This window comes from Methylobacterium sp. 092160098-2, from assembly GCF_028920805.1.
In the GTDB taxonomy this organism is placed as follows: Bacteria; Pseudomonadota; Alphaproteobacteria; order Rhizobiales; family Beijerinckiaceae; genus Methylobacterium; species Methylobacterium fujisawaense.
Window position 1 is genome coordinate 894,897 of the sequence record NZ_JAQPZJ010000001.1, and the last position, 23,347, is coordinate 918,243.

At 70.1% G+C, this 23,347-nt stretch carries 22 protein-coding genes and 1 tRNA gene; 9 read left to right on the plus strand and 14 right to left on the minus strand.

The genetic code is table 11. The annotated features are described in order from the left end of the window. Nucleotides 1–21 precede the first annotated feature (21 nt). The gene (locus tag PQI07_RS04095) at nt 22–1,278 is read left to right on the plus strand and encodes an SfnB family sulfur acquisition oxidoreductase (protein ID WP_179697834.1); all 1,257 of its coding nucleotides are present in this window, start codon (nt 22–24) and stop codon (nt 1,276–1,278) included. Between the two features lie 5 nt (nt 1,279–1,283). Here the strand turns inward: PQI07_RS04095 and PQI07_RS04100 are convergent, their stop codons facing one another. The 3 genes from PQI07_RS04100 to PQI07_RS04110 form a co-directional block, all read right to left on the minus strand. Further along, nucleotides 1,284–2,171 (minus strand): cation diffusion facilitator family transporter, encoded by an 888-nt coding sequence (locus tag PQI07_RS04100; protein ID WP_043348505.1) that lies wholly within the window; start codon nt 2,169–2,171, stop codon nt 1,284–1,286. Between the two features lie 97 nt (nt 2,172–2,268). After that, nucleotides 2,269–2,487, minus strand: a complete 219-nt coding sequence (locus PQI07_RS04105; RefSeq protein WP_043754866.1) for a hypothetical protein — start codon at nt 2,485–2,487, stop codon at nt 2,269–2,271. Beyond that, nucleotides 2,484–2,741 carry a hypothetical protein gene (locus tag PQI07_RS04110; protein ID WP_043754863.1) on the minus strand — a complete coding sequence of 86 codons (258 nt, stop codon included), beginning with the start codon at nt 2,739–2,741 and terminating at the stop codon, nt 2,484–2,486. Before PQI07_RS04110 ends, PQI07_RS04105 begins: the two co-directional genes overlap by 4 nt. Before the next feature lie 97 nt (nt 2,742–2,838). On the opposite strand from PQI07_RS04110, the gene queA reads away from it, so the two are divergent. Beyond that, nucleotides 2,839–3,903, plus strand: a complete 1,065-nt coding sequence (queA, locus tag PQI07_RS04115) for a tRNA preQ1(34) S-adenosylmethionine ribosyltransferase-isomerase QueA (protein WP_274926088.1) — start codon at nt 2,839–2,841, stop codon at nt 3,901–3,903. Further along, nucleotides 3,900–5,036: a tRNA guanosine(34) transglycosylase Tgt gene (gene tgt / locus PQI07_RS04120; protein ID WP_274926089.1), complete on the plus strand. Its 1,137-nt coding sequence runs from the start codon at nt 3,900–3,902 to the stop codon at nt 5,034–5,036. The genes queA and tgt overlap by 4 nt, the downstream gene beginning before the upstream one ends. Before the next feature lie 9 nt (nt 5,037–5,045). On the opposite strand, the gene PQI07_RS04125 is transcribed toward tgt, so the two are convergent. Beyond that, complete coding sequence (locus PQI07_RS04125; RefSeq protein WP_446720940.1) at nt 5,046–6,086, minus strand: hypothetical protein; 1,041 nt, start codon at nt 6,084–6,086, stop codon at nt 5,046–5,048. A gap of 237 nt (nt 6,087–6,323) precedes the next feature. Here PQI07_RS04125 and PQI07_RS04130 point away from each other — a divergent pair, with 237 nt between their 5' ends. Beyond that, nucleotides 6,324–6,581, plus strand: coding sequence for a hypothetical protein (locus PQI07_RS04130; RefSeq protein WP_274926090.1), 258 nt, complete (start codon nt 6,324–6,326; stop codon nt 6,579–6,581). Between the two features lie 117 nt (nt 6,582–6,698). On the opposite strand, the gene PQI07_RS04135 is transcribed toward PQI07_RS04130, so the two are convergent. The 4 genes from PQI07_RS04135 to PQI07_RS04150 all read right to left on the minus strand — a co-directional run bounded on the left by PQI07_RS04135 (nt 6,699) and on the right by PQI07_RS04150 (nt 8,469). Then, the gene (locus tag PQI07_RS04135; RefSeq protein WP_274926091.1) at nt 6,699–6,983 is read right to left on the minus strand and encodes a hypothetical protein; all 285 of its coding nucleotides are present in this window, start codon (nt 6,981–6,983) and stop codon (nt 6,699–6,701) included. A 133-nt stretch (nt 6,984–7,116) separates the two neighbouring features. Next, the gene (locus PQI07_RS04140; protein WP_274926092.1) at nt 7,117–7,497 is read right to left on the minus strand and encodes a hypothetical protein; all 381 of its coding nucleotides are present in this window, start codon (nt 7,495–7,497) and stop codon (nt 7,117–7,119) included. Nucleotides 7,498–7,590: 93 nt separating this feature from the next. Continuing rightward, nucleotides 7,591–7,667, minus strand: a tRNA-Pro gene (locus PQI07_RS04145). A gap of 85 nt (nt 7,668–7,752) precedes the next feature. Next, entirely contained in the window at nt 7,753–8,469 is a 717-nt protein-coding gene (locus tag PQI07_RS04150; protein WP_274926093.1) for a 4'-phosphopantetheinyl transferase family protein, read from the minus strand. Nucleotides 8,470–8,599: 130 nt separating this feature from the next. Here PQI07_RS04150 and PQI07_RS04155 point away from each other — a divergent pair, with 130 nt between their 5' ends. The 3 genes from PQI07_RS04155 to PQI07_RS04165 all read left to right on the plus strand — a co-directional run bounded on the left by PQI07_RS04155 (nt 8,600) and on the right by PQI07_RS04165 (nt 13,376). Then, on the plus strand, nt 8,600–9,892 hold the full coding sequence (locus PQI07_RS04155) for an MFS transporter (RefSeq protein WP_274926094.1): 1,293 nt from the start codon (nt 8,600–8,602) through the stop codon (nt 9,890–9,892). 64 nt (nt 9,893–9,956) lie between these two features. Further along, nucleotides 9,957–12,434, plus strand: a complete 2,478-nt coding sequence (gene ligA / locus PQI07_RS04160; protein ID WP_274926095.1) for an NAD-dependent DNA ligase LigA — start codon at nt 9,957–9,959, stop codon at nt 12,432–12,434. Nucleotides 12,435–12,506: 72 nt separating this feature from the next. Next, on the plus strand, nt 12,507–13,376 hold the full coding sequence (locus tag PQI07_RS04165) for a 3'-5' exonuclease (protein ID WP_274926096.1): 870 nt from the start codon (nt 12,507–12,509) through the stop codon (nt 13,374–13,376). A gap of 6 nt (nt 13,377–13,382) precedes the next feature. On the opposite strand, the gene PQI07_RS04170 is transcribed toward PQI07_RS04165, so the two are convergent. Both PQI07_RS04170 and PQI07_RS04175 read right to left on the minus strand, forming a co-directional pair. Next, complete coding sequence (locus tag PQI07_RS04170) at nt 13,383–14,444, minus strand: GntG family PLP-dependent aldolase (RefSeq protein WP_274926097.1); 1,062 nt, start codon at nt 14,442–14,444, stop codon at nt 13,383–13,385. Nucleotides 14,445–14,463: 19 nt separating this feature from the next. After that, nucleotides 14,464–15,372, minus strand: a complete 909-nt coding sequence (locus PQI07_RS04175) for an amino acid ABC transporter substrate-binding protein (RefSeq protein ID WP_085987610.1) — start codon at nt 15,370–15,372, stop codon at nt 14,464–14,466. A gap of 160 nt (nt 15,373–15,532) precedes the next feature. Between PQI07_RS04175 and PQI07_RS04180 the strand changes: the two genes are divergently transcribed. Beyond that, entirely contained in the window at nt 15,533–16,495 is a 963-nt protein-coding gene (locus tag PQI07_RS04180; RefSeq protein ID WP_274926098.1) for a LysR substrate-binding domain-containing protein, read from the plus strand. On the opposite strand, the gene PQI07_RS04185 is transcribed toward PQI07_RS04180, so the two are convergent. Next, nucleotides 16,465–18,666: a 3-hydroxyacyl-CoA dehydrogenase NAD-binding domain-containing protein gene (locus PQI07_RS04185; protein WP_274926099.1), complete on the minus strand. Its 2,202-nt coding sequence runs from the start codon at nt 18,664–18,666 to the stop codon at nt 16,465–16,467. The genes PQI07_RS04180 and PQI07_RS04185 overlap by 31 nt on opposite strands. 113 nt (nt 18,667–18,779) lie before the next feature. Between PQI07_RS04185 and PQI07_RS04190 the strand changes: the two genes are divergently transcribed. Then, nucleotides 18,780–19,559, plus strand: a complete 780-nt coding sequence (locus tag PQI07_RS04190) for an EAL domain-containing protein (protein ID WP_043346107.1) — start codon at nt 18,780–18,782, stop codon at nt 19,557–19,559. A 31-nt stretch (nt 19,560–19,590) separates the two neighbouring features. On the opposite strand, the gene PQI07_RS04195 is transcribed toward PQI07_RS04190, so the two are convergent. The 3 genes from PQI07_RS04195 to dnaA form a co-directional block, all read right to left on the minus strand. Next, nucleotides 19,591–20,121: a hypothetical protein gene (locus PQI07_RS04195; RefSeq protein WP_274926100.1), complete on the minus strand. Its 531-nt coding sequence runs from the start codon at nt 20,119–20,121 to the stop codon at nt 19,591–19,593. Nucleotides 20,122–20,241: 120 nt separating this feature from the next. Continuing rightward, nucleotides 20,242–21,450 carry an acetyl-CoA C-acetyltransferase gene (locus PQI07_RS04200; RefSeq protein WP_043346109.1) on the minus strand — a complete coding sequence of 403 codons (1,209 nt, stop codon included), beginning with the start codon at nt 21,448–21,450 and terminating at the stop codon, nt 20,242–20,244. 266 nt (nt 21,451–21,716) lie between these two features. After that, nucleotides 21,717–23,213, minus strand: coding sequence for a chromosomal replication initiator protein DnaA (gene dnaA / locus PQI07_RS04205; RefSeq protein ID WP_043346098.1), 1,497 nt, complete (start codon nt 23,211–23,213; stop codon nt 21,717–21,719). Between the last annotated feature and the right edge of the window lie 134 nt (nt 23,214–23,347).

The window sequence follows — 23,347 nt, forward strand, 5'->3', positions numbered from 1 at the left end:
CCTGCCTGACTGGAGTGAGCCATGAACATCGCCGTCGATGCGCGCACGCTCGCGCCGGAGCGCCGTCAGGGCGCTCCCGGCCCTACGCGACCGCCCTCCCCCGCCCATGTGATCCGTGACGATGCCGAGGCGCTGGCCGTCGCCCAGCGGCTGGCTGCCGCGTTCCGGGGCGGCGCCTCGGAGCGGGACCGCCACGCCGCACGACCGCTGGCGGAACTCGACGCCTTCTCTCAGAGCGGCCTCTGGTCGATCAACGTGCCGCGGGCGTATGGCGGCCCGGAGGTCTCGTACCGGACCCTGGCCCAGGTGATCGCCATCCTTGCGGCTGCCGATCCATCGATCGCGCAGATCGCCCAGAACCATCTCGGCATCCTGGCGGCCATCCGGACCGTGTCGGACGAGGCGCAGAAGCACCTGCTCTTCTCGGAGGTGTTGCGCGGAACGCGGTTCGGCAACGCCTTCTCGGAGCGCGGCACCAAGCGGGCGGCCGATTTCGACACACGCTTCACCGATGACGGCGACCACGTCGTCGTGCGGGGCCAGAAATTCTACGCCACGGGCGCCCTTCTCGCGCATCTCGTGCCGATCGTCGCGCTCGATGGAGACGGGCGTGCTTGGTACGCCATCGCCGAGCGGGACGCGCCCGGCCTGACGGTAATCGACGACTGGTCGAGCTTCGGCCAGCGCGGTACGGCCAGCGGGACCGTGCTGATCGAGGACGTGCGGGTACCCAAGACCCATCTCGTCCCCGCCTGGAAGGGCTACGAGGCGCCCACAGCCGACGGCGCGGTGTTCCAGATTATCCAGGCGGCCGTCGATGCCGGGATCGGCCGCGAGGCCCTGGACGACACGATACGCTTCGTTCGCGACAAGGCCCGCCCCTGGATCGATAGCGGGCTGGAACGGGCCTCGGACGATCCCTACACGATCCACGCGATCGGCGATCTGACCATCCGGCAGCACGCCGCCGAAGCGCTGCTCGACCGGGCCGGGCTCGTCCTCGACGCGGCCGTAGCGCGACCCGATGCCGAGGCGGTCGCCGCGGCACAGATCGCCGTGGCCGAGGCAAAGGTGCTCACCACCGAGGTGGCCTTGGCGGCGTCAAACAAGCTCTTCGAGCTGTCGGGCACCCGCTCGACCCTGGCGGCGGAGAACCTCGACCGGCACTGGCGGAACGCCCGCACGCACACGCTGCACGATCCAGTCCGCTGGAAATACGCGATCGTGGGCAACCACGCCCTGAACGGCGTGAACCCGCCGCTCCACGCCTGGAGCTGACGGTCCTACAGCACGGGCAATCCCCGGGCCTTGGCCTCCTCGCCGGGCTCGACATGGATGGTCACCACGGCGCCGGGAATCGTCGTTTCCAAGGCGGACTCCAGCCGGTCACAGATCGCGTGGGAATCCTCGACGGTCATGGCCCCGGGGACGACGAGGTGGAAATCGATGAAGGTGGCCTGACCGGCGGAGCGGGTGCGCACGTCGTGCGCCTCCAGCGCGCCCTCACCGTGCTGCGAGATGAGCGACCGGATCTGGCTCACCATCTCGGCCGGGGCGGCCCGATCCATCAGGCCGTCCACCGATTCCCGGACCATGCGGAAGCCCGACCAGAGGATGTTGAGCGCCACCAGCCCGGCCACGACGGGGTCGAGGACCGGGTATCCGGTCAGGATGACGGCGCCGACGCCGGCAAGGACGCCGCAGGACGTGACAACGTCGGCGAAGACGTGACGCGCATCGGCGATCAGAGCCGGCGAACGCCAGCGCTTGCCCCACCGCATGAGTGCCACCGCCCAGGCGGCGTTGATGATTCCGGCCCCGAAGTTGATCGCGAGGCCGATCAGGGGCGCGTCGAGGGGCTCCGGAGCGAGCAGCCCGGAATAGGATTCGCGCAGGATCAGCAGCGCAGCCACCACGATCAGCGCGCCCTCGATCACCGCGGAAAAGAACTCGGCCTTGTGGTGTCCGTAGGGATGGTCCTCGTCGGCCGGACGCGCGGCGACCCGCAGGGCCACGAAGGCGCCCACGGCCGCGACCACGTTGATGATGCTCTCCAGCGCGTCGGAGTACAGGGCAAGGCTGCCCGTGAGCCACGCGGCGTAGAATTTCAGCGCCGTAACGGCGAGGCCGATGCCCGCGCTGAAGAGGGCGGCTTTCTGGGTGCGGTCCATGGATTGCGCCGTTGGGGTGACGCCGCGCCCATACGGCACCCGCCGCGGCCAAGGCCACGGCAAAGGTTCGAGACCGTCGAAAACGTGTTAGCCGCGGCTATGTCTCCGACGGGGTCTCGCGGCCCCGGGCAACCTCGCGCCGTCGGCTCAGCTCCGCCTTGGCGTGGGCGACCTCGGCCTTGCGGAGATAGCGCCGACGCTGCCAAGCGAAGCGCGTCGCGGCGGCCAGGGTCTCCAGCCGGGCGGCCTCACGCTCCCAATAGCCGAGGAGCTGGCCGTCCAGGGTGATGGACCGGGGGGGCACGCGGGTCGTCACGCGGGGCGATCCCGCGACGCCGACGGCTCGCCCGTCTCGGCGACGACCAGCGCGTCCGGATCGCCGCGGAAGCTGCCGGCACCGGTATCCGGAACGGGGACGCCGGGGCTGCCGAAAGGCTGGCTCGGATAGGCCGATTCGAACTTCGCGCGCGCGGCTTCTGGATCCTCGGCCTTCAGCACGATCTCGGCTGTGCCGGGCAGCGGCCAGCGGGGGTCGGCGTCATCACGGGGGCGAACGGCGTACCAGGGCATGGATCGAGGACCTCGCGTCTCGGTGACGCGGAAACGGGCGCACTCCCCGGCGGTTCCGCGGTTGAAACCGCGTGCCGTTCGGTGCAGGCAGCCGGCGATGCGCGTGGACCTCTTCGATTTCGACCTGCCGGAAACCAGCATCGCCCTGCGCCCGGCCGAGCCGCGCGATGCCGGGCGGCTGCTCGTGGTGCAACCCGGCCTGCCGCCGGCCGACCGGACCGTGCGCGACCTTCCCGGCGCCCTCCGGGCGGGCGATGCCCTGGTCTTCAACGACACGAAGGTGATCCCCGCGCGGCTGAACGGTGTCCGCACGCGTCCCGGCGCCCCGGGCCAGCGCACGGAGGTGTTGCTTCACCTGCGCGAAGCCCCGGATCGCTGGCGCGCCTTCGCCCGGCCGGCGAAACGACTCGCTCCGGGCGATGCACTGCGCTTCGGCGCACTGGGCGCCACCGTCATCGAGAAGGCCGAGGCCGGCGAGATCGTCCTGGCCTTCGACCGGTCCGGGCCCGAGCTCGACGCCGCCATCGCCGCCGAGGGCGCCCTGCCGCTGCCGCCCTACATCGCGGGCAAGCGCGCCACGGATACCCGGGACACCACCGACTACCAGACGGTCTACGCCCGGCATCCGGGAGCGGTCGCGGCGCCGACGGCGGGCCTGCACTTCTCCGAGGCGCTGCTGTCCGATCTCGATGCCGCCGGTCTACGGCGCCACCACGTCACGCTGCATGTCGGCGCCGGGACCTTCCTGCCGGTCAAGGCCGAGGATACCGACGCACACCGCATGCATGCGGAGATCGGCATCCTCGACGCCGCCACGGCCGACGCCCTGAACGCGGCGCGGGCCGCGGGGGGCCGGATCGTCGCGGTGGGCACCACGGCGCTGCGCCTTCTGGAGAGCGCCGCCGGCCCGGACGGGACGCTCGCGCCCTTCTCGGGGCCGACCGAGATCTTCATCACGCCGGGCTATCGGTTCCGCGCGGTCGACGCGCTCGTGACCAACTTCCACTTGCCGCGCTCGACGCTGTTCATGCTGGTCTCGGCCTTCTCCGGACTGGAGACGATGCGCGCGGCCTACGCGCACGCGATCGAGGCGGGATACCGGTTCTACTCCTACGGCGACGCCAGCCTGCTCTTCCCGGGCCCGCGCGCGGACATCCCATGACCGACAGCGTTCCCTTCGGATTCAACCTGCTGGCGCAGGACGACACCGCCCGAACCGGCGTCATCACGACGCCGCGCGGCACGATCCGCACACCGGCCTTCATGCCGGTGGGCACCGCCGCGACCGTCAAGGCGATGTATCCCGATCAGGTCCGCGACCTCGGCGCCGACGTGGTGCTGGGCAACACCTATCACCTGATGCTGCGCCCCGGCCCGGAGCGCATGGCCCGGCTCGGCGGCCTGCACCGCTTCATGAACTGGGATCGGCCGATCCTGACGGATTCCGGCGGCTTCCAGGTGATGTCCCTCTCCGCCCTGCGGAAGATCGACGAGCAGGGCGTGACCTTCCGCTCGCATATCGACGGCACCGCCCACCACATGAGCCCGGAGCGCTCCATCGAGATCCAGGGTCTGCTCGGCTCGGACATCCAGATGCAGCTCGATGAATGCGTGCGCCTGCCGGCCGACCATGCGGCCATCGAGAAGGCCATGCATCTGTCCCTGCGCTGGGCCGAGCGCTGCCGCGTCGCGTTCGGCGAGCAGCCCGGGCGGGCCCTGTTCGGCATCGTCCAGGGCGGCGACGTGCCGGCCCTGCGCGTCGAGAGCGCGCGTGCGCTGACGGATCTCGATCTCAAGGGCTACGCGGTGGGCGGCCTCGCCGTGGGCGAGCCCCAGGAGGTCATGTTCGCCATGATCGAGACGGTGGAGCCGCATCTGCCGGCGGCGAAGCCCCGGTACCTGATGGGCGTCGGTACGCCGGACGACATCCTCGGCGCGGTCGCCCGCGGCATCGACATGTTCGACTGCGTGATGCCAACCCGCGCCGGCCGGCACGGCCTCGCCTATACGCGCCACGGACGGGTCAACCTGCGCAATTCCCGCCACGCCGAGGACACCGCGCCGCTCGACGAGGCTTCGACCTGTCCGGCGGCCCGGGATTACTCCCGCGCCTATCTGCATCACCTCGTTCGGTCGAACGAGATCCTCGGGATGATGCTCCTGACCTGGAACAACCTCGCCTATTACCAGGACCTGATGGCCGGCGCCCGCGCGGCGATCCGGGACGGCCGCTACGCGGATTACTGCACCAGCACCCGCGCGGGTTGGGCTCGGTCCGAGCGCGCCGCCGCCTGACCGCCCAATTCAGGGATGTGCCAGCACGCGGTAGACTCCGTCCGGATCGTCTTGGCCCGTCGCGACGGCGGCCTTCAGATCCGAGACGAGGCGCGCCGCCACGGGCAGGCGGTAATGGAGCGCGTCCCAGTAATTCGCGTCCTCGGTCGTGAGCGGCGAGATCCGGCGGAAATCCACCACGACGGCGCCGCGGCGTTTCCCGATCATCGCGGTGCGCGCCTTGCAAGCCGCCTCGCGCCGGCCCGCTGCCGAGTCCGGCGCTCCCTGCGCCGCCGCATGGACCGGCATGAACGCCACGATCTTCAGCGCCTCCCCCGGTACGCGGCCGAGCAGATCGTCGAGATGGGCGAGGGCCGGCATCGGGGCGCCCGGTGCGTCGGCGGCGGATGACTCGACGGCCCCCGCTCGGATATGCGCCCGCGCGCGGTCGAGGTCGTAGCGCGCCTCCGATGGCGTGAACACCGCATAGCCGTCGCCGCGGATCCTCGCCCGTGCCAGCCCGAGATCTGCGAACCCGGCTCCGACGGCCGTCGTGACCGAGCGCAAGCTCATCTGCCGCAACACGTCCCCCGGCGCTCCGTCCGCGTAGAGCCAGTCCGGAAAGGCGTTCGCGGTTCGGGCCGGCGGATCGGCGGCGCACCACGTGGCGTCGAGGCCGAACAGGACCGCGCGGATCGGCCTGCGTGCCAGGAACAATCCGGCGAGGCGGGTCTGCTCATCGGGCGTGGCGGCATTCATAGCCAGATTGGCGAACCGCACGCCGAAGGCCGCGTCCAGCGCGACCGGGTCGAGCAGACGTGCGGTCGAGGTCCCGAAGACCGCCGCGTCGAACGGACCGCCGCGGGCGATCTGCGGGTAGGAGAGCCGCTGATTGGTGTCCATGATCGGTCCCGGCGGACGACCGGGCGCGGCCCGCAATCCGTAGGGGTCGATTGCGGCCACGAGGCCGATCGCCGCCAGGCCCATGATTGCGGCGGCCACGACGAAGGTGCGGGCGAAGCCGCTCCATACTGAAGGGTGGTCGATCGGGCGGTGAGACGGCGCGTCCATCGGCGGGCTCCATACGCCATTCCGCCGCCCGCGTCGCAGCCGGCGACACCGGGCGACGGCGCATCCCCGTGGGTTTGCTCGACCAGGGACACGGGCATGCGCGGAGCCATCACGCCGCCTCCACCGCGACTGACCGCTTCGTCGCGGCACCCAGACCCGTCTCAGATCGAAAAACCTTCGATTCACCATCCTGGCCGGAGGCGAAGGCCAAATCCTGATCGAGGCCGTTGGAGGCGCATGGTCTCCTCCGCGCCGCCTGAGAAAGACCCCCTCGCGACGGCGGCGGAAGCGGTCGCCGATCTGCCGACGAATGTCTTCGTTACGCGGTGGCAGCAAATCACGGGTGAGCCGCCCGCGATTCTCTTGAACTCGTATTCCGAGATGATCGCGCTCTTGGTGGCGAGCGTGCCCATGGCGCCGTTTCCATGTCACGGGCCTGAGCCCGACGAGGCGGGCCTCGACCCCGGTGCGGGCCGAGATCAAAAAGAGCCATGACGATCAAGCCGTCGGCGGCCTGTAACTGGGTCCAGCGCCATATCTGGCGGCAGCACGCGCGCGACGCCCTGACGCCGTTTGAGGTCCCGTGCGATAGGCAGGAGTGAGGCAGCCGAGTTAAGATCCCTCGACGGCTGGAAACCCGGCTTGAATCGGCCACCGGAGCTTTACGCCGTTCACGACCGCCTCATCCCGAGACAAAAGCCGGTATTCAGGGATGGACTGCGGCCACACTCCAGGATCAGATGACCGTTGAAGACCATCAACTAGAAATGCGTGCATCCTTCTCCCAGAGAAATTATCGTTGAACTCGATATAAAAGTCGGGATTCAGTCCGGCACTGCTAATCAATTTTTTTAGGACATCGACCGCTTTTACAATCTCTGCCGCGACATTGCTCATGCCATCCTCCGCTACGTTTCCCTAATGAAACCTACGGTTGATGTCTTCGAGCCAAGTCGATTGAAATGACAGATCGCCGGTAGCGTTGCCTAGCCGTCACAGCATTTGTTGTCATTGCCTCGATAGCACGTAGCTAATGTCCGATACCGTACATTCGGCTTGTGCCTAGCGTGCTGGTCTGTTTATCTTGATCCCAGCCGGCGCCGACGTGGCGCAGGGCTGACCAGCGGCCTTTCTGAGCCAGCAGCCGCCCGGTCCGCGCGCTCCATTCCTTCGCCCGGTCCCCCGCGGCGGCGAGCGCCTCAATCGCTTCATCCCGGGTCGCGGCCTCACCGTTCAGCGGCCGGACGCCCGTGGCCTCATGCCCGCGCTGGCAGCCGGTGCAGCTCCACATCCAGACGCCATCCTGCGGCCCGCCGTGGATTCGCCGGATGCGGCCGACATGCTGGCCCGCTTCCTCGGCTACGAAATCGTGGTGCGTGTCGGGGAACGTGCGGCGCCAGGTGAAGGTCATATTGCGGCGCATCAAAACCGCGTTAGCGTCCCGATAAACGTCCCGGCGCGGTGGGCCGGTGGTCCAGGGGCGGTGCTAAGTCTCGGGAAAGATTGGTCGGAGTGGCAGGATTTGAACCTGCGACCCCCACGTCCCGAACGTGGTGCGCTACCAGACTGCGCTACACTCCGAAGGCCGTCCCGCGTCTCCGCCAAGGCCGGCGAGCGGGTGTATAGCCGCGCCTTTCCCCCACCGCAAGCGCGGTGTTGCGCCTTTTCAGCCGAGATGTTCGGGCCAATCGTCGGAGAGCCGGTGGCTCGTGATCGCCACCGCGGCCGAGCGCACCGCAACCGTGGCGAGATGGTCCGCGCCGCAATCGAGATCCGCGAGACTCCACGGGCCGTCCAGTGTCCAGGATCCGTCGCCGACCGCCCGGAGGAGACGCGGGGCTTCAGGCGGAACGGTGACGCTGAACCGGTCGAGGGGCAGCGACAGGCCGCTGCCGAGCGCCTTCACCACGGCTTCCTTGCGGGTCCACAGACCGAAGAAGGCACGCTCGACCGTGCTCCGGGATGCTCGGGACAGGGCTGACACCTCGTCGGCGGCGAAATGCGCCCGCGCGATCCGCAGCGCGTCCACGATCGGCCGGACGGCCTCGACATCGACACCGATGGGCATGTCGCGCGCGATGCCGATCACCGCCCGCGCTCCGGAATGCGACAGGTTGAACTGCCAGGCGCCTCGCGCCGCACCCGCGAGCTCCGGCTTGCCGCCGGGGCCGGCCGTGATCTCCACTTCGGCCGGCGGGAGACCGAGCACGTCGGCGAGCACCGTTCGGAGCGCCGCATGGCTGGCGACGAAGCGCGCCCGATCCGCCGGCCGCAGGAACCGGTCCGCGCGCAGGCGCTCCGCGCCGTCGAGTACGGCGTCGCAGCGATGGAGCCGGTCCGGAGAAAGCCCGAGATCGACGATCCAGACCCGAGCCGCGCTCACGCGACGCCTCGCAGGGGCGGAGAGCTGGCGCTAGCGTCGGCAGGGCGAAACGGCACGGGCGGGGATCCGGTGAGGGCGGTATGAGCAGCATCGGAAACAAGCCCGCCTCCCGCAAGGAGCGGCGTGCGCGATGACCCCGATTGCCGCGGGTTTCGGCAGCGCTCCCTCGGACAGGCCGAGTCTGCACCGGCGAAGGGTCCGCTACGGGGTGTTCTTCGCCACCTATCTCTACCAGGGACTCATCGCGGGCTTCTCGCTCACCGCCCTCGCCAACCATCTGGCGGCGCAGGGCGTTTCGTCGGCCGAGGTCGGCGTTCACTTCGCCCTGGCGGGACTGCCCTGGACGTTGCAGCCCCTGCTCTGGGGACCCTGGGTGGACCGGGCCGGCGACACGCGGATGGGCCGGCGTCGGCCCTTCGCGGTCGCAGCGCTCGTCGGATGCCTCGCGAGTCTCGCGCTCCTCCTCGTCGTCGAACGCAACGCCATCGGTGCCTTGGGACTGGTCTTCCTCGTTCACAGCGTGTTCGCGTCGCTGCTCGACACCGCCTGCGACCGGATGATCATGGACCATGTCCCGGCGCACGAGCTCGGCCGGGTCAGCGCCTGCACGCGCGCGGGCTTCGTGGCGGGAACCAGCCTCAGCGCCGGACTCTTCGGCTGGATGCTGGCGGCCTGGGGATTCGCCGCGAGCAGCCGCTGGCTGCTCGTCGCCGCGATCCTTGCGAGCCTGCCGATGCTGCTGATCCGCGAGGCGCCGACTGACGCGTTCCTGTCCCTTGAGCGTCGCGGACCGGCACCGCGCCGCGTCCCGGTCCGGCGCTTCCTGCGCCGGACCGTCGTCGCGCTCCAGCGGCCGCGTGCCCTGCGTCTGCTCGCCTTGTGCTTCGGCCTGGACGCCGCCCTCGGACTGTTCGAGCTGCCCTTCTCGATCGATCTGCTCCAGCGTCAGGGCTGGGATGCCGCCGGCCTGTCGCGCCTTCAGGCGATCCTGACCCTGGCGAGCGGCACGGCCGGCGCCGTCGCGGTGGGTCTCTGGTCGGATCGGGCGGGGGCAGCAGCGCCCTTGCGCGTGCTGCTCCTGGGAAGCGCCGTCACCTTCGCGCTCGCCGGCAGCCTGATCGGCGCCGGCCTCATCGGGGCGGCGGGACCGGTGATCCTGGCGCTCACCAGCGTGCTGCCCGGCCTGCTGATCGTCGCCCTGATGCCGGCCCTGCTCGAGTCGAGCCGGGGCCGACCGGGCGCGGCCACGCAGTTCGAAGTCTACATGGCCGCCATGAATCTGGGCTCGGTCGCCGGCACCGCCGTCGCGGGCTGGCTGGCGCCCCTGCTGCCGCTGCACGGGGTCGCCGTCCTCGTCGCCGCAACATTCCTGGCGGCGTTCCGGATGGCGGGAGACGGCGGCCTGCTCAAGTCCCATGCTTGAGGGAACAGGGGACTGCGCGCCACGGCCGACTCCCCGTCGGCCGCCGATGCGTTAGAACCCCGCAATGGCCGTTACGAAATCCGATCCGCTCGATCTCGACCTCACCGCCGAGGATGCGCGCGCCGAGTACGCGCGGCTGTCGGACGCGCTCCTGGAGGCCGACCGGCTGTACTACCAGGAGGACGCGCCCGAGATCTCGGACGCCGAGTACGACCGGCTGCGCCGCCGCCTCGAGGAGATTGAGGCGCGCTTTCCGGATCTCGCCGGCACCGGCGCGGCCAGCACGTCGGTCGGCGCAAAGCCCTCGGAAAAGTTCGCCAAGGTGCGGCACGCCGTACCCATGCTCTCGCTGGGAAATGCCTTCGACGATGGGGAGGTGGCCGAGTTCGTCGCGCGCGTGCGCCGCTTCCTGGGCTGGCCCGACGAGACACTCCTCGCCTTCACGGCCGAGCCCAAGATCGACGGCCTGTCCCTTTCGCTGCGCTACGTGAACGGGCGGCTCGACACCGCGGCCACCCGCGGCGACGGCGAGGTCGGGGAGAACGTCACGGCCAACGCCCGCACGGTGCAGGACATCCCGGCGGCGCTCGCGGGGTCCGGCTGGCCGGAGATCTGCGAGGTGCGCGGGGAGGTCTACCTGTCCCACGCCGATTTCGCCGCCATCAACGCCCGGCAGGAAGCGGCCGGCAAGCCGCTCTTCGCCAACCCGCGCAACGCCGCGGCCGGGAGCCTGCGCCAGCTCGATCCCGCGATCACCGCGTCCCGTCCGCTCCGGTTCTTCGCCTATGCCTGGGGCGAGCTGTCTGCGCCCATCGCGGAGACGCAATCCGGCAGCCTACAGCGCTTCGCGGACTGGGGCCTGCCGGTGAATCCCCGCACCGAGACCTTCACGGACACGGAGGCGATGCTCGGCCATTACCGCCGCATCGAGGCGGACCGGGCCGGGCTCGGCTACGACATCGACGGCGTCGTCTACAAGGTCGACGACCTCGGCTTGCAGAAGCGTCTCGGCTTCGTCTCGCGCTCGCCGCGCTGGGCCCTCGCCCACAAATTCGCCGCGCAGGAAGCCACGACGGTGATGGAGGACATCGTCATCAATGTCGGCCGCACCGGCTCCCTGAACCCGCTGGCGAAGCTGCGCCCCGTGACGCTCGGCGGCGTCGTCGTCTCCAACGCCACCCTCCACAACGAGGGCTACGTGAGGGGCGTCGGGGCGGACGGCGAGTTTATCCGTGAGCCTATCGCGGAGGGGATCGGCGCCGACGGTCAGCCGATCCTCGTGCCCCGCGACATCCGCGTCGGCGACACCGTGACGGTGGTGCGGGCCGGGGACGTGATCCCCAAGGTCATGGATGTCGACCTCACCAAGCGTCCGGCCGGGTCGCAGCCCTATGTGTTCCCCGAGACCTGTCCGGCCTGCGGCAGCCGCGCCGTCCGCGCCATCAATCCGCGCACCGGCCGCCCCGACGCGGTGCGCCGCTGCACCGGCGGCCTGATCTGCCCGGCGCAGGGCGTCGAGCGGATGAAGCACTTCGTGTCGCGCAACGGCTTCGACATCGAGGGGTTCGGCGAGACCTATATCGAGGTCCTGTTCGAGGCCGGGCTCGTGCGCCAGCCCGCCGACCTGTTCCGCCTCGATTTCGAGGAACTCAAGGCCGCCATCGTGGCGCGACGCGAGGCGCTCTCGGCCGAGCGGCGTGCGGAATCGACAACGGCCGAGCCGCCCAAGAAAGCCGCCAAGAAGAAGGGCGAGTACGACGACAAGGCGATCAAGAACCTGCTCGCCGCCGTCGAGGCACGACGGGCCGTGCCGATGAATCGCCTGCTCTTCGCCCTCGGCATTCCGCAGATCGGCGAGGCGACCGCCAAGGCGCTGGCCAAGCGTTTCACCGACATGCCGACGCTCATCGCGGCGATCCAGGAGGCCTCGGCGGCGCAGCCCGGACCGGACTGGGTCGAACTCACCGCCGTCCCGCGCGTCGGAGGCACCACCCGCGACCGGCTGCTCGATCTTGGCTTCCCGGAGGACGACGCCGCGCCGGCCAAGGAGCGGGCGCGCCTGAGCGCGGTCCAGCGCGAGAACCTCCTTGCCCATTACGGCGACGTCGATGCGGTGCGTGCGGCGATCGCGCGCGCGGCGGCGCAGCGTCCCGGGGATGCCTACCGGGTCTTCGCCGATGACGGGGAGATCGGCCCGGTAGCGACCGATGCCCTGCTCCTGTTCTTCTCCGAGCCGCACAACGCCGATGCCGTCGCGGCTCTGCTCGACGCGGTCGCGGTCGAGCCGATGGAGCGGCCCGCCTCGGCCTCCGCCTTCGCGGGGAAGACCGTGGTCTTCACCGGCAGCCTGGAGAAGATGACCCGCAACGAGGCCAAGGCGGTGGCCGAGCGCCTCGGCGCCAAGGTGTCCGGCTCGGTCTCGGCCAAGACCGACCTCGTCGTGGCCGGCCCGGGAGCCGGCTCGAAGCTGAAGGACGCCCAGAAGCACGGCGTCCAGGTCGTGTCGGAGGACGATTGGCTGGCGATGGTGGCGCAGGGTTGAAGCCCGGATCCGGGCGGCCTAGACCTCGCGGGGAACACCCCGAGAACTCCCACCCGGCATGGTTGACCCTAGATGACGGTCCTGGCCCTCGACTTCGAGACGGCCAACGAGCGGCGTGACAGCGCCTGCGCGGTGGGCCTCGCCTGGATCGCGCAGGGTCGGGTCGTCCGCCGGGAGAGCCATCTGATCCGGCCCCCCGAGATGCGCTTCGCGCCGGGCAACATCCGGGTTCACGGGATCCTGCCGGCCGACGTCGCGGACAAGCCGGATTTCGCCACCGTGATGGCGCCCTATCTCGGCGATCTCGGGCGCGGGCTGATCCTGGCGCACAATGCGAGCTTCGATATCGGCGTCCTGCGGGCCGGCCTGACGCGGGCGGGCCTGGCGGTTCCCGATCTCGCGTATCTCTGCACGGTCCAGGTGGCGCGCCGGGTCTTCCCGGCGCCGGAGGGATGCGGGCTCGGCAAGGTGGCGCGGCGCCTCGGCATCCGCTTCGAGCATCACGATGCCGGCGAGGACGCCTATGCCTGCGCGGAGATTGCCCTGGCCGCGATGCGCGAGCGGGCGGTCGCGGACGTGCATGCCCTCGCGGCCGCGCTCGGCCTGCCGGTCACGCGGGCGGTCGGCGGCCCGGCAGGACCGCGTCGCAGCCCGCGGACGATCAGCGGCCGCGCCCTGGCGGCCTTCCCCGACGAGCCTGCGGCTTTGCGATTCGCCATGCGGGGCTCGACCGGCAATCGCTACCATGTCAGCCTGGAGGAGCGGCCGGGCGGCCCGGAGCTGCGCTGCACCTGCACCGCCGGCCGCTACGGCATGCGCTGCCGCCACGTGAAGGCGCTGGAGGTCGGCGACGTTACCGACCTGCTCTCTGACAATGCCGCCGACGTCGTCCTCCTCGCCCGGATGCTCGGCGCGAAGACGCGGGTCGCGGGCGCGGCCTGATTCCGCTCAAGCCCCGTCGAGGCAGGTGCGGAAGGCCGCCACGGCGCGGTCGATATCGGCCGCCGCGATGTGGCGGTGCGTGACGAGCCGAAGCCGCTGCCCGCCGAGGGGGCGCGTGCGAATCCCGAGCGCGTCGAGATCCGTGATCCAGCGCGCGCTATCCCGCCCGGTCCGGCCGAGATCGACCTGCACGATGTTGGTCTGCGGCATGGTCGCCGAGAGGCGCGGCCGCAGGGCGTTCAGCCCCTCGCTCAGCTGCCGGGCTCGGTCGTGATCCTCGGCGAGGCGCGCACCCATGACGGTGATCGCCTCGAGGCCGGCCGCGGCCATGATCCCCACCTGCCGCTGCGTCCCGCCGATCATCTTCCGCAGGCGCCGCGCCGCCGCGATGACCGGCCCGTCGCCGGCCAGCACGGCGCCGACCGGGGCGCTCAGGCCCTTGGACAGGCACAGCGACACCGTGTCGACATGCGCGGCGAGATCCGCCGGCGCGACGCCGAGATGCGTCGCCGCATTGAACAGGCGCGCCCCATCGAGATGGACCGGGATGCCGCGCGCCCGGGCGAGATTTGCGACCGCCGCCATATGGGCCGGCGGCAGCACGGTGCCCCCGGCGGCGTTGTGCGAGGTCTCCAGCGCGATCATGGCCGTCCGGAGCGGGCTGGCATTCGGGCTGAGGGCGTCCTCCAACCGGTCGAGGTCCATGGCGCCGTCCGTGCCGGCGACCCCGTACAGGAAGGCACCGGTCAGGGTCGCGGCGCCGCGCTCGGTGTTGAGCATGTGGGCCTGGGCTTCGAGCAAGATCTGCTCGCTGCGCTGGACCTGGGCGAGGATCGCCAGCAGATTGCCCATCGTGCAGCTCGGCACGAACAGGCCGGCCGCCTTGCCGAGCATGGCGGCGGCGGTCTCCTCCAGCGCGCAGGCGGTCGGGTCGGCGTCGAGCCCGTCATCGCCCAGCGGTGCCGTCCGCATCCGCGCGTACATCGCCTCGGTCGGCCGCGTGACGGTGTCGCTCCGCAGGTCGACGACGGACGGCGCGTCCGCCGTATGGGTCAGATCGTTTCGCATCTCGGACTCGCCGGCCGCCCTATCGGTACGCGGCCTCGTCGCCGGAATCGGTCGGGTGGGCCAGGGCCCGCTTGAGCACGTCGCTCATCGGCAACTCCAGGTTTATACCCTTCGGCGGGATCGGCTGCTCGAAATACCTGCCGTAGAGGCGTGCAACGGTGCCGTCCTGAATTAGCTCGATCACCGCCTTGTCGACGGCCGCCTTGAAGGCCGGGTCGTCCTTCGGCTCCAGGATCCCGTAGGGCGCGAATTCCAGGCCCTTGGTGCCGATCTTGTAATCCGCGGGCCGCTTGGCGCCGGCCACCGTGGCGTGGGCCAGGGCGTCGTCGTTGATGGCGCCCGCCGCGCGGCCGGTCTCGAGAAGCAGGAACACCTCCGCGGTGTCCTTGGCCGGCATCACCTGGATGTCGAGCTTGTCGCGGACGTTGATCCGGGTGGCGACGCGCTGGGTCTCGCCGCCGGCCTGCGCCGAGATGGCCTTGCCGCGGAATGAGGCGATGTCGTCCACATCCACCGGCGTATCCTTCTTGGCCACCAGCACCACCTGCGCCACGAAGGTGGTCGGCGCGAAGGAGACCAGCTTGTGCCGCTCGGGCAGGTTGCTGGCGGTGCCGCATTCCAGGTCGATCGTGCCGTTGTTGATCAGCGGGATCCGGGTCGCCGACATCACCGGCACGTGGCGCACCTCGAGCTTCGGCAGGCCGAGGGCGGCCTTGAGCTTCTGCGCGACGTGCTCGCATATCTCCAGCGAATAGCCCACCGGCTTGGCGTTCTGGTCGAGGAAGCCGAAGGGCGGCGACGCATCCGGGAAGCCGAGGCTGATCTGTCCGGTCGTGCGGATCTTGTCGAGGCGCCCCTCCGCGGCCGACGGCGCGGCGAGCCCGGCCCAGCACAGAGTGGCCAACAGAAGCGGCAGCGTCCTCGACACGATCCGAACCCCCTCGCTATGTCTGAACCGGTTCAGCGCCGGGCCGTCCGCCAGGGAGTCGGCCCGAAGCTTTGCCGTGCGATCCTAGGAGCGGCCGCGCGCGGGCGTCCAATGCCGATTCACCTGCCGAGCATACGGATCTGATATGGCCGAGCGGCGCATGACCTTCCGGCACATCGAGGCCTTCCGGGCCGTTGTGGCCACCGGGTCCATGACCGAGGCGAGCCGCCGGCTCCACACCTCGCAGCCGCAAGTGAGCCGGCTGATCGCCCAGCTGGAGGCGATCACGGGCCTGCCCCTGTTCGATCGGAGCGGGAGTCGGGTCGTACCGTCCCTCGACGGCACGCGGTTTCACGCGGAGGTCGAGCGCGCCTTCGTTGGGCTGACCAGCCTGGAATCCGCGGCCGCACGGATCCGCGCCTTCGGGGCGGAGCGGTTGCGGGTGGCCGCGATGCCGCGGCTGGCGGGCGGGCTCCTGGCGCGGGCGGTCGTGCGCTTCCGCGCCGCGCATCCGGACGTGATCGTGGCGATCCATTCCGGCGACGACGAGACCGTGAACCACTGGCTCGCCACCGGCTTCTGCGACGCCGCGCTGACGATGCTGTACGGCGACGCCCCGGACGCGCATCGCGAACATGTCGAGACGCGTGCCTGCGTCGCCGTCCTGCCGCAGGACCATCCCCTTGCCGCGCAGGCTCTTCTAACCCCTGCGGATTTTTACGGCGTGCCCTTCGTCGCCTCCTCGCTCGGGAGCGCCCTGCGCACCCGGACCGAGGCGATCTTCGCAGCAGCCGGGATTACCCTGACCATCACCGCCGAGGCCGGCCTCGGTGCATCGATCTGCACCCTCGTCTCGGCCGGGCTCGGGGTCAGCGTGATGAACCCGCTGGCCGCCTACGAGGAGGCGAAGATCTCGCCGATCGCGATCCGTCCTTTCGCCCCCGCCCTCCCGGTGCATTTCGCCCTGCTGTTCCCGCCCGACCATGCCCGTGGACGGCTGATGCGGGCTTTCGGCGCCTGCGCGCGGGCGGTGCTGCTGGAAGAACTCGCTCAGCTGCCGGACGCCGCGATCGGGCGTCCGGCACCTCCGTCTCAGGCGGCGCGCTTCTCGGCGCCCGCGTAGAAGGTGCCGCCGCGCGCGGCCATCGCTGTCAGGTTATCGGGTGCCCGGAACCGGGGGCCGTGCTTGGCCTCGAGCGTCCGCGCGAGGTCGACGAAGGCCGCCGCACCCATGAAGTCGATGTACGACAAGGCCCCTCCGGTGAACGGCGCGAAGCCGAACCCGAGGATCGAGCCGACATCGGCCTCGCGCGGGTCGGTGACCACGCCCTCGCCGACGGTGCGGGCGGCCTCCAGCGCCTGCACCACCAGAAGCCGCTGCTTCAGCTCGGTGAAGTCGACGGCGTCCGGGTCGAGGCGGTTCGGCTGCAGGTCCTTCAGGCCGGGCCAGAGACGCTTGGGCGCGCCTTCGGGGTAGTCGTAGAAGCCCTTGCGGTTCTTGCGACCGAGCCGGCCCTGCTTCTCGACCATCTCCGACAGGATCGCCTTCTGCGCCGGGTCCACGGCGCCCTGCCCCACCTGCGCCTCGGTGGCCTTGGCGATCTTGAGCACGAGGTCGAGGGCGACCTCGTCGTTGAGCGACAGCGGCCCGACCGGCATGCCCGCCTGGCGGCCGGCGCTCTCGATCATGGCCGGCGGAACGCCCTCGGCGAGCATTTTGTGCCCTTCGAGGATGTAGGCGCCGACGCAGCGGTTGGCGAAGAAGCCGCGGGCATCGTTCACGACGATCGGGGTCTTCTTGATCAGGCGCACGTAATCGAGGGCCGCGGCGAGCGCCGCATCCCCGGTCGCCTCGCCCTTGATGATCTCGACGAGCATCATCTTCTCCACGGGGGAGAAGAAGTGGATGCCGACGAATTGCGCCGGCCGCTGCGAGGTCCTGGCCAGCCCGGTGATCGGCAGGGTCGAGGTGTTGGAGGCGAAGATCGCGTCGGGGCGGATCACCGCCTCGACCTTCTGGATCACCTCGGCCTTCACCTGCGGATCCTCGAACACCGCCTCGATCACGAGGTCGCAATCGGCGAGCGCGCCGTAATCGGCCGTGGCCTGGATGCGGCCGAGAAGCGCGTCGCGATCGGCGGTCTTGGCGCGGCCCTTGTTGATCTGGCCGGTGATGAGGGTGTGGGCGTAGGCCTTGCCCTTCTCGGCGGCCTCGACCGACTGGTCGACGAGCACCACATCGAGGCCCGCCTGCGCGGTGACGTAGGCCACGCCCGCGCCCATGAAGCCGGCCCCGATCACGCCGACCCGGCGCAGGTTGGCGGCCGGCACGTCCTTCGGTCGCCGCGCGCCCTTGTTCAGCTCGCCCATGGAGATGAACAGCGTGCGGATCATCGCCGCCGCCTCGGCGGAGCGCAGGATGTGGGCGAAGTATCGGCTCTCGACCCGCAGGGCGAGGTCCATCGGCAGCTGCAGGCCCTCGTAGACGGAGGCCAGGATCGCCTTGGCGGCCGGGTAATTGTCGTGGGTCTCGCGGCGGTAGATGGCGTTGGCCGGCGGCCAGATCATCATGCCGGCGGGGGAGTAGACCTTTCCGGACGGGGCCTTGAACTTCGGCACATCCCAGGGCGCCACCGCCGAGCCGCCCTCAAGGATCCAGGCCTTGGCGCGCTCGACGATCTCGGCCTGGGGCGCAACCGCGTGGATCAGCCCCATGCCCTTGGCCATGGGCGCGCGGATCTGCTCGCCCTTGAACAGCATCTGGAGGGCGTCGCCGGTCTGCATCAGGCGGGCGACGCGCTGCGTGCCGCCGCCGCCCGGGAACAGGCCGACCTTGATCTCGGGCAGGCCGACCCGGGTCTTCCCGTCGTCGGAGGCGATCCGGTGGTGGCAGGACAAAGCCAGCTCGAAGGCGCCGCCCAGGCACAGGCCCTGGATCGCCGCCGCGAAGGGCTTCCCGCAGGTCTCCAGCCGCCGGAACAGCAGCGACAGGCGCCGGGACGCCTCGAAGAAGTGGCGCATCGCCACCTCTTCGCCCTGCTCGGCCTTGAGCTGCTCGTAGGCCCGGCCGAGGCCCTGGAGCATGGTGAGGTCGGCACCGCCGGAAAAATTGTCCTTGCCGGTGGCGATGACGCAGCCCTTCAGGGCCGGATCGGAGGCAACCCGCTCGATGATCTGCTCGAGCTGGTCCATCACCCCCTCGGTGATCACGTTCATCGAGCGGCCGGGCATATCCCAGGTCGCCAGGGCGATGCCGTCGGCATCGGTCTCGAAGCGGAAATCGGTCAGCGTCACGGTGCCGTCCTCCCTGGGTTGCGCCAATGATCCACCGGCGAGCTTGCATTAAGGTTGTGTTGAGCGCCGACGCTCATGGTGGCGGCGTCGGCGAGAAGAACCGAAAGCTGCACATGACGAAGGACTCCGGCTGCCGCGCCTGTCGCGCCGGCACCACGCTCGACTTCGATTTCACGATGGCGTTCCAGCCGATCCTCGATCTCGCAGACGACTCCGTCTGGGCCTACGAGGCGCTGGTGCGCGGCCCGAACGGGGAATCCGCCTATACGATCCTCGACCAGGTGACCGACGAAACGCGATACCAGTTCGATCAGGCCGCCCGCGTCAAGGCGATCGAGCTCGCCGGGGCGCTGTTTCCCCGCGACAGCACCACGCGTCTCTCGATCAACTTCATGCCGAACGCGGTCTATGAGCCGAATGCCTGCATCCGCGCCTCGCTGGAGGCCGCGCGACGCATCGATTTCGCCCATCAACGCATCATGTTCGAGTTCACCGAGCAGGAACGCTTCCGGGACATCGGGCACGTGAAGGACATCGTCGCCGCCTATCGGAAGCAGGGATTTCTGACGGCCCTCGACGATTTCGGCGCCGGCTTCGCGGGGCTGAGCCTGCTCGCCAACTTCCGTCCCGATCTGATCAAGATCGACATGGACGTTCTGCGCGGCCTCGACGGCGACGCCGGACGGTACGCCATCGTGTCGGGTGTGGTCGGCATCGCCCGCGCCCTCGGCGTGACGGTGCTCGCCGAGGGCGTCGAAACCGCTGCCGAACTCTCCGCCCTGCGCAGTATCGGGATCACGCTCGTGCAAGGCTACCACTTCGCCAAGCCCCTTCTGAAAGCGCTCCCCCCGGTCGCGGGCTTCGCGCCCGTGACAGCCGCGCGCGCCGCCTGAGATCGGCCTCACGCGCGCGGCCTCCCATCGGCTATTTCGGAGCCGGAGCCGGAGCGGGCGCCGCGGCCGGCGGCACGGGCGGCACGGGCGGCATCGGCGCCGCGCCGGGCTTGGGTGTGTTGTCGGTCGCCGCGGCCACCGCCAGCATGTTCAGCAGCTTGGTGACGGAGTTCTGCGAGATCGCAGTCACCGAGGAGTTCGGATCGGCGTTCATTGTCTGGAACTTGAGGTATGTCGGATCCGAGTAGATCTCATCGAGATGCTTCAGTTCGGTGAGGCTGAATTTCTCGGCGTAGTCTTTCGACAGCCCCTCGACCATGAGGGCGCGCTGCTTGTCGAACTCGGTCAGGAGTTCCTTGCGCACGGCCTCGGCGCGCGCCTCCGGCATTGCCGCCACGGTCTTCTCGAGGGCGACGTTGAACCCGGTCTGAAGGTTCTTGATCAGGGTCTTGTTGACGAGGGTGGTGGCCGCGGCCACGCGGTCCGCCGCATCATCGGCGCGCGCAGCGACCGGCAGGCTCAGGGTGACGCCCAGACAGAGCGTCGCAAACAGGCGGTTCAAGGGCTTGTCTCCCGTTGTTTTATCGTCCGGCCCAGAGACGGGCCGAGCGTCGACCGCGCCTCTAGCAGCGTTCCCGGACTTTGGGGAGCGGCGGCACGCCGCTCCCGTGCACGCGATGGCTCACACCCGCTCGATGATGGTGGCGGTTCCCATGCCGGCGCCGATGCACAGGGTGATCAGCGCCCGCTCCTTGCCGGTCCGCTCCAGCTCGTCGAGGGCCGTGCCGAGGATCATCGCGCCGGTGGCGCCCAGAGGGTGGCCGAGGGCGATGGCGCCGCCGTTCACGTTGACGGCCTCCGGATCGAGGTCGAAGGCTTGGCAGAAGCGCAGGACCACCGCCGCGAAAGCCTCGTTGACCTCGAACAGGTCGATATCCGACAGGCTCAGGCCAGTCTTCGCCAGGATCTTGCGGGTGACGTCCACCGGCCCGGTGAGCATCAGGGCCGGGTCCGAGCCGATATTGGCGAAGGCCCGGATCCGGCCGCGCGGGCGCAGGCCCGCGGCCTCGCCGGCCGCCCGGGAGCCGATCAGCACGGCGGCCGCACCGTCGACGATGCCGGAGGAATTGCCGGCATGATGGACGTGATCCACGCTCTCCACGTCCGGATGCGCGTCCGTCGCCACGGCGTCGAAGCCGCCCATCTGGCCCATCTGCACGAACGACGCCTTCAGGGCGGCCAGCGACTGCATGTCGGTGCCCGGGCGCATATGTTCGTCGCGGTCGAGCAGGGTGATGCCGTTCACGTCGCGGACCGGAACGACGGACCGGTCGAACAGGCCGTCTTCCCAGGACTTCGCCGCGCGCGCCTGCGAGCGGACCGCGTAGGCGTCGCACGCGTCGCGGGTGAAGCCGTACTTGGTGGCGATCAGGTCGGCCGAGATTCCCTGCGGCATGAAATAGGACTTGATGGCGATCGCCGGATCCACCGGCCAGGCGCCGCCCGAGGCGCCGATGCCGATGCGGCTCATCGATTCCACGCCGCCGCCCACCGCCATCTCGTGCTGACCGCTCATGACCTGTGCGGCGGCGAAGTTCACCGCGTCGAGGCCCGAGGCGCAGAAACGGTTGATCTGCACACCCGGAACATGCGCGCCGTAATCGGCCACCAGGGCCGCGGCCCGGGCGATGTCGCCGCCCGCCTCCCCGACCGGATCGACGCAGCCCAGGATCACGTCGTCGACGAGGGCCGTGTCGAGCCCGTTGCGGACCTTGAGGGCGCGCAGCGCCGTCTCGGCCAGCCGGAGCGCGGTCACTTCGTGGAGGGCGCCGTCCGCCTTGCCGCGACCGCGCGGCGTGCGAACGTGGTCGTAGATGAAGGCGTCCGTCATCAGCACTCCCCGGGGCGTTGATTGTCGCCGGTCGACGACGCGGCCTTACAGGGCCGTCTCCATTCGCGCCAGTCTGCCACGGGGCGCGCGCCCCCGGCCAGTCCTGGAGGGAGGGACCGGCAGAGGGCGCGTGGCATCGGGGTCTGATGGGGCGCTGCTGGTCCGGACGCCTTCCCGATCAGGCCACCGGGGACCGTCCCGCGGCCGATCCGGAGCGAATCTGCTCGGTCGAGAGCAGGTCCGTCCGGGACGTCATGCAGGTTCGACTAGTCCTGAAGCATCCGCTTCAGGAGCTCGACTTCATCGCCGAGCACCGCGTCTTCGCCGATCTGCTTCTCGATCTTGCGCACGGCGTGCAGCACCGTGGTGTGGTCGCGGCCACCGAAGCGGCGGCCGATCTCCGGCAGGGAGCGCAGGGTCAGGACCTTCGACAGATACATGGCGATCTGACGCGGCTTCACCACCGCGGCGGTGCGCCGTTCCGACAGGATGTCGGACCGTGAGACGTTGTAGCGCGAGGCGACCAGCTTCTGGATGTCCTCGATCTTGATGCGCTTCGGCTCGCGATTCTTCACGAGGTCGCGGATCGCGCTCTCGGCGGTCTCCATCGTCACGGCGGTGCCGGTGAGCGTCGCGTGGGCCAGCAGGCGGTTCACCGCACCTTCGAGGTCGCGGCCGTTGGCGGTGATCGCCCGGGCCACGTAGGTTGCCACCTGGGGCGAGACGTCGAAGCCCGGATGTGCGGCCCGGACCGCGGAAAGCCGCGCCGACAGGATCGAGACCCGCAGGGCTTCGTCGAGGGCGGTGATCTCGACGACGAGGCCGCCGCCCAGGCGCGAGCGCACGCGCTCGTCCAGAGCCTCAAGCTCGGTCGGCGGCCGGTCGGACGCGACCACGACCTGGCGGCCGGCATCGATGAGCGCGTTGATCGTGTGGCCGAACTCGGCCTGGATCGACTTGCCCTGGATGAACTGGACGTCGTCGAGGATCAGAAGGTCGATGCCCCGCAGGCGCTCCTTGTAGGCGAGCGCCGACTGGGTCTTCAGGGCATTGACGAAGCCGTACATGAACCGGTCGGCGGTCAGGTAGATCACCCGGCGGCCGGCCTCGCGGGCGGCGTGGCCGATGCCGTGCAGCAGGTGCGTCTTGCCCAGCCCGACGCCGGCATGGAGATAGAGCGGATTGTAGAGGGCGCCCTCCCCCTGGTGGTTGGCGACCCGCTCGGCGGCGGCATGTGCCAGGGCATTGGAGCGCCCGATCACGAAGCTCGCGAAGGTCAGCCGCGCGTCGAGGGGCGTGCCGCTGAGGTCGCCTCCGGCGTCGGCATTGCGCGCCTCGGCTGCGGGCGCAACGGCGGCGATCGGGATCGGCGCGCTCGTGGCGTGAAGGCGGGCGAGCGGACCGCTGGCCGGGCCCGGCTTGGCGACGCCGGCGGCGACAGGACGGGCCGGGGCCCCGGTGCCGCGGACGCCGACCTCGATCCGCGCGATCTCCTCGACCTCGGCCTTGAACGTGTTCAGGACGCGGTCGAGGTAGTGCGATTCGATCCAGCTCTTGAGGAAGCGGGTCGGTACGGTCAGCCGGGCCGTCCCGCCGGCGACGGCCTCCAGCTCGAGGCGGGCGAACCAGCTCGCGAACACGTCCTCGCCGAGTTCGGCCCGCAGCCGACGCTTCACCCGGGCCCAGGCAGACCCGTAATCCACAGTGCCGCCGCCGCTGCGGCCCCCGTCGTCGTCACTCGCCACCGTTCCGTCGACACGCATCACTGGCTCTCCCGACGCGGCCCGCGGAAGTCCGCAGTCCGCGCGTACGCACGATTTACGCCCTCAGCGTCCCGCAAGAACCGGCGGGACAGAGTCCCCTGGACGGAGTCAACCCCACCGCGAGGAACTTTTGC

What these genes read in the sequence shown, in the direction of transcription:
- PQI07_RS04095 (WP_179697834.1), top strand. Translation starts at nt 22, where the DNA reads ATGAACATCGCCGTCGATGCGCGCACGCTCGCGCCGGAGCGCCGTCAG.
- PQI07_RS04100 (WP_043348505.1), bottom strand. Translation starts at nt 2,171, where the DNA reads ATGGACCGCACCCAGAAAGCCGCCCTCTTCAGCGCGGGCATCGGCCTC.
- PQI07_RS04110 (WP_043754863.1), bottom strand. Translation starts at nt 2,741, where the DNA reads ATGCCCTGGTACGCCGTTCGCCCCCGTGATGACGCCGACCCCCGCTGG.
- queA (WP_274926088.1), top strand. Translation starts at nt 2,839, where the DNA reads ATGCGCGTGGACCTCTTCGATTTCGACCTGCCGGAAACCAGCATCGCC.
- tgt (WP_274926089.1), top strand. Translation starts at nt 3,900, where the DNA reads ATGACCGACAGCGTTCCCTTCGGATTCAACCTGCTGGCGCAGGACGAC.
- PQI07_RS04125 (WP_446720940.1), bottom strand. Translation starts at nt 6,086, where the DNA reads ATGGACGCGCCGTCTCACCGCCCGATCGACCACCCTTCAGTATGGAGC.
- PQI07_RS04130 (WP_274926090.1), top strand. Translation starts at nt 6,324, where the DNA reads ATGGTCTCCTCCGCGCCGCCTGAGAAAGACCCCCTCGCGACGGCGGCG.
- PQI07_RS04135 (WP_274926091.1), bottom strand. Translation starts at nt 6,983, where the DNA reads ATGAGCAATGTCGCGGCAGAGATTGTAAAAGCGGTCGATGTCCTAAAA.
- PQI07_RS04140 (WP_274926092.1), bottom strand. Translation starts at nt 7,497, where the DNA reads ATGACCTTCACCTGGCGCCGCACGTTCCCCGACACGCACCACGATTTC.
- PQI07_RS04155 (WP_274926094.1), top strand. Translation starts at nt 8,600, where the DNA reads ATGACCCCGATTGCCGCGGGTTTCGGCAGCGCTCCCTCGGACAGGCCG.
- ligA (WP_274926095.1), top strand. Translation starts at nt 9,957, where the DNA reads ATGGCCGTTACGAAATCCGATCCGCTCGATCTCGACCTCACCGCCGAG.
- PQI07_RS04165 (WP_274926096.1), top strand. Translation starts at nt 12,507, where the DNA reads ATGACGGTCCTGGCCCTCGACTTCGAGACGGCCAACGAGCGGCGTGAC.
- PQI07_RS04170 (WP_274926097.1), bottom strand. Translation starts at nt 14,444, where the DNA reads ATGCGAAACGATCTGACCCATACGGCGGACGCGCCGTCCGTCGTCGAC.
- PQI07_RS04180 (WP_274926098.1), top strand. Translation starts at nt 15,533, where the DNA reads ATGACCTTCCGGCACATCGAGGCCTTCCGGGCCGTTGTGGCCACCGGG.
- PQI07_RS04190 (WP_043346107.1), top strand. Translation starts at nt 18,780, where the DNA reads ATGACGAAGGACTCCGGCTGCCGCGCCTGTCGCGCCGGCACCACGCTC.
- PQI07_RS04200 (WP_043346109.1), bottom strand. Translation starts at nt 21,450, where the DNA reads ATGACGGACGCCTTCATCTACGACCACGTTCGCACGCCGCGCGGTCGC.
- dnaA (WP_043346098.1), bottom strand. Translation starts at nt 23,213, where the DNA reads ATGCGTGTCGACGGAACGGTGGCGAGTGACGACGACGGGGGCCGCAGC.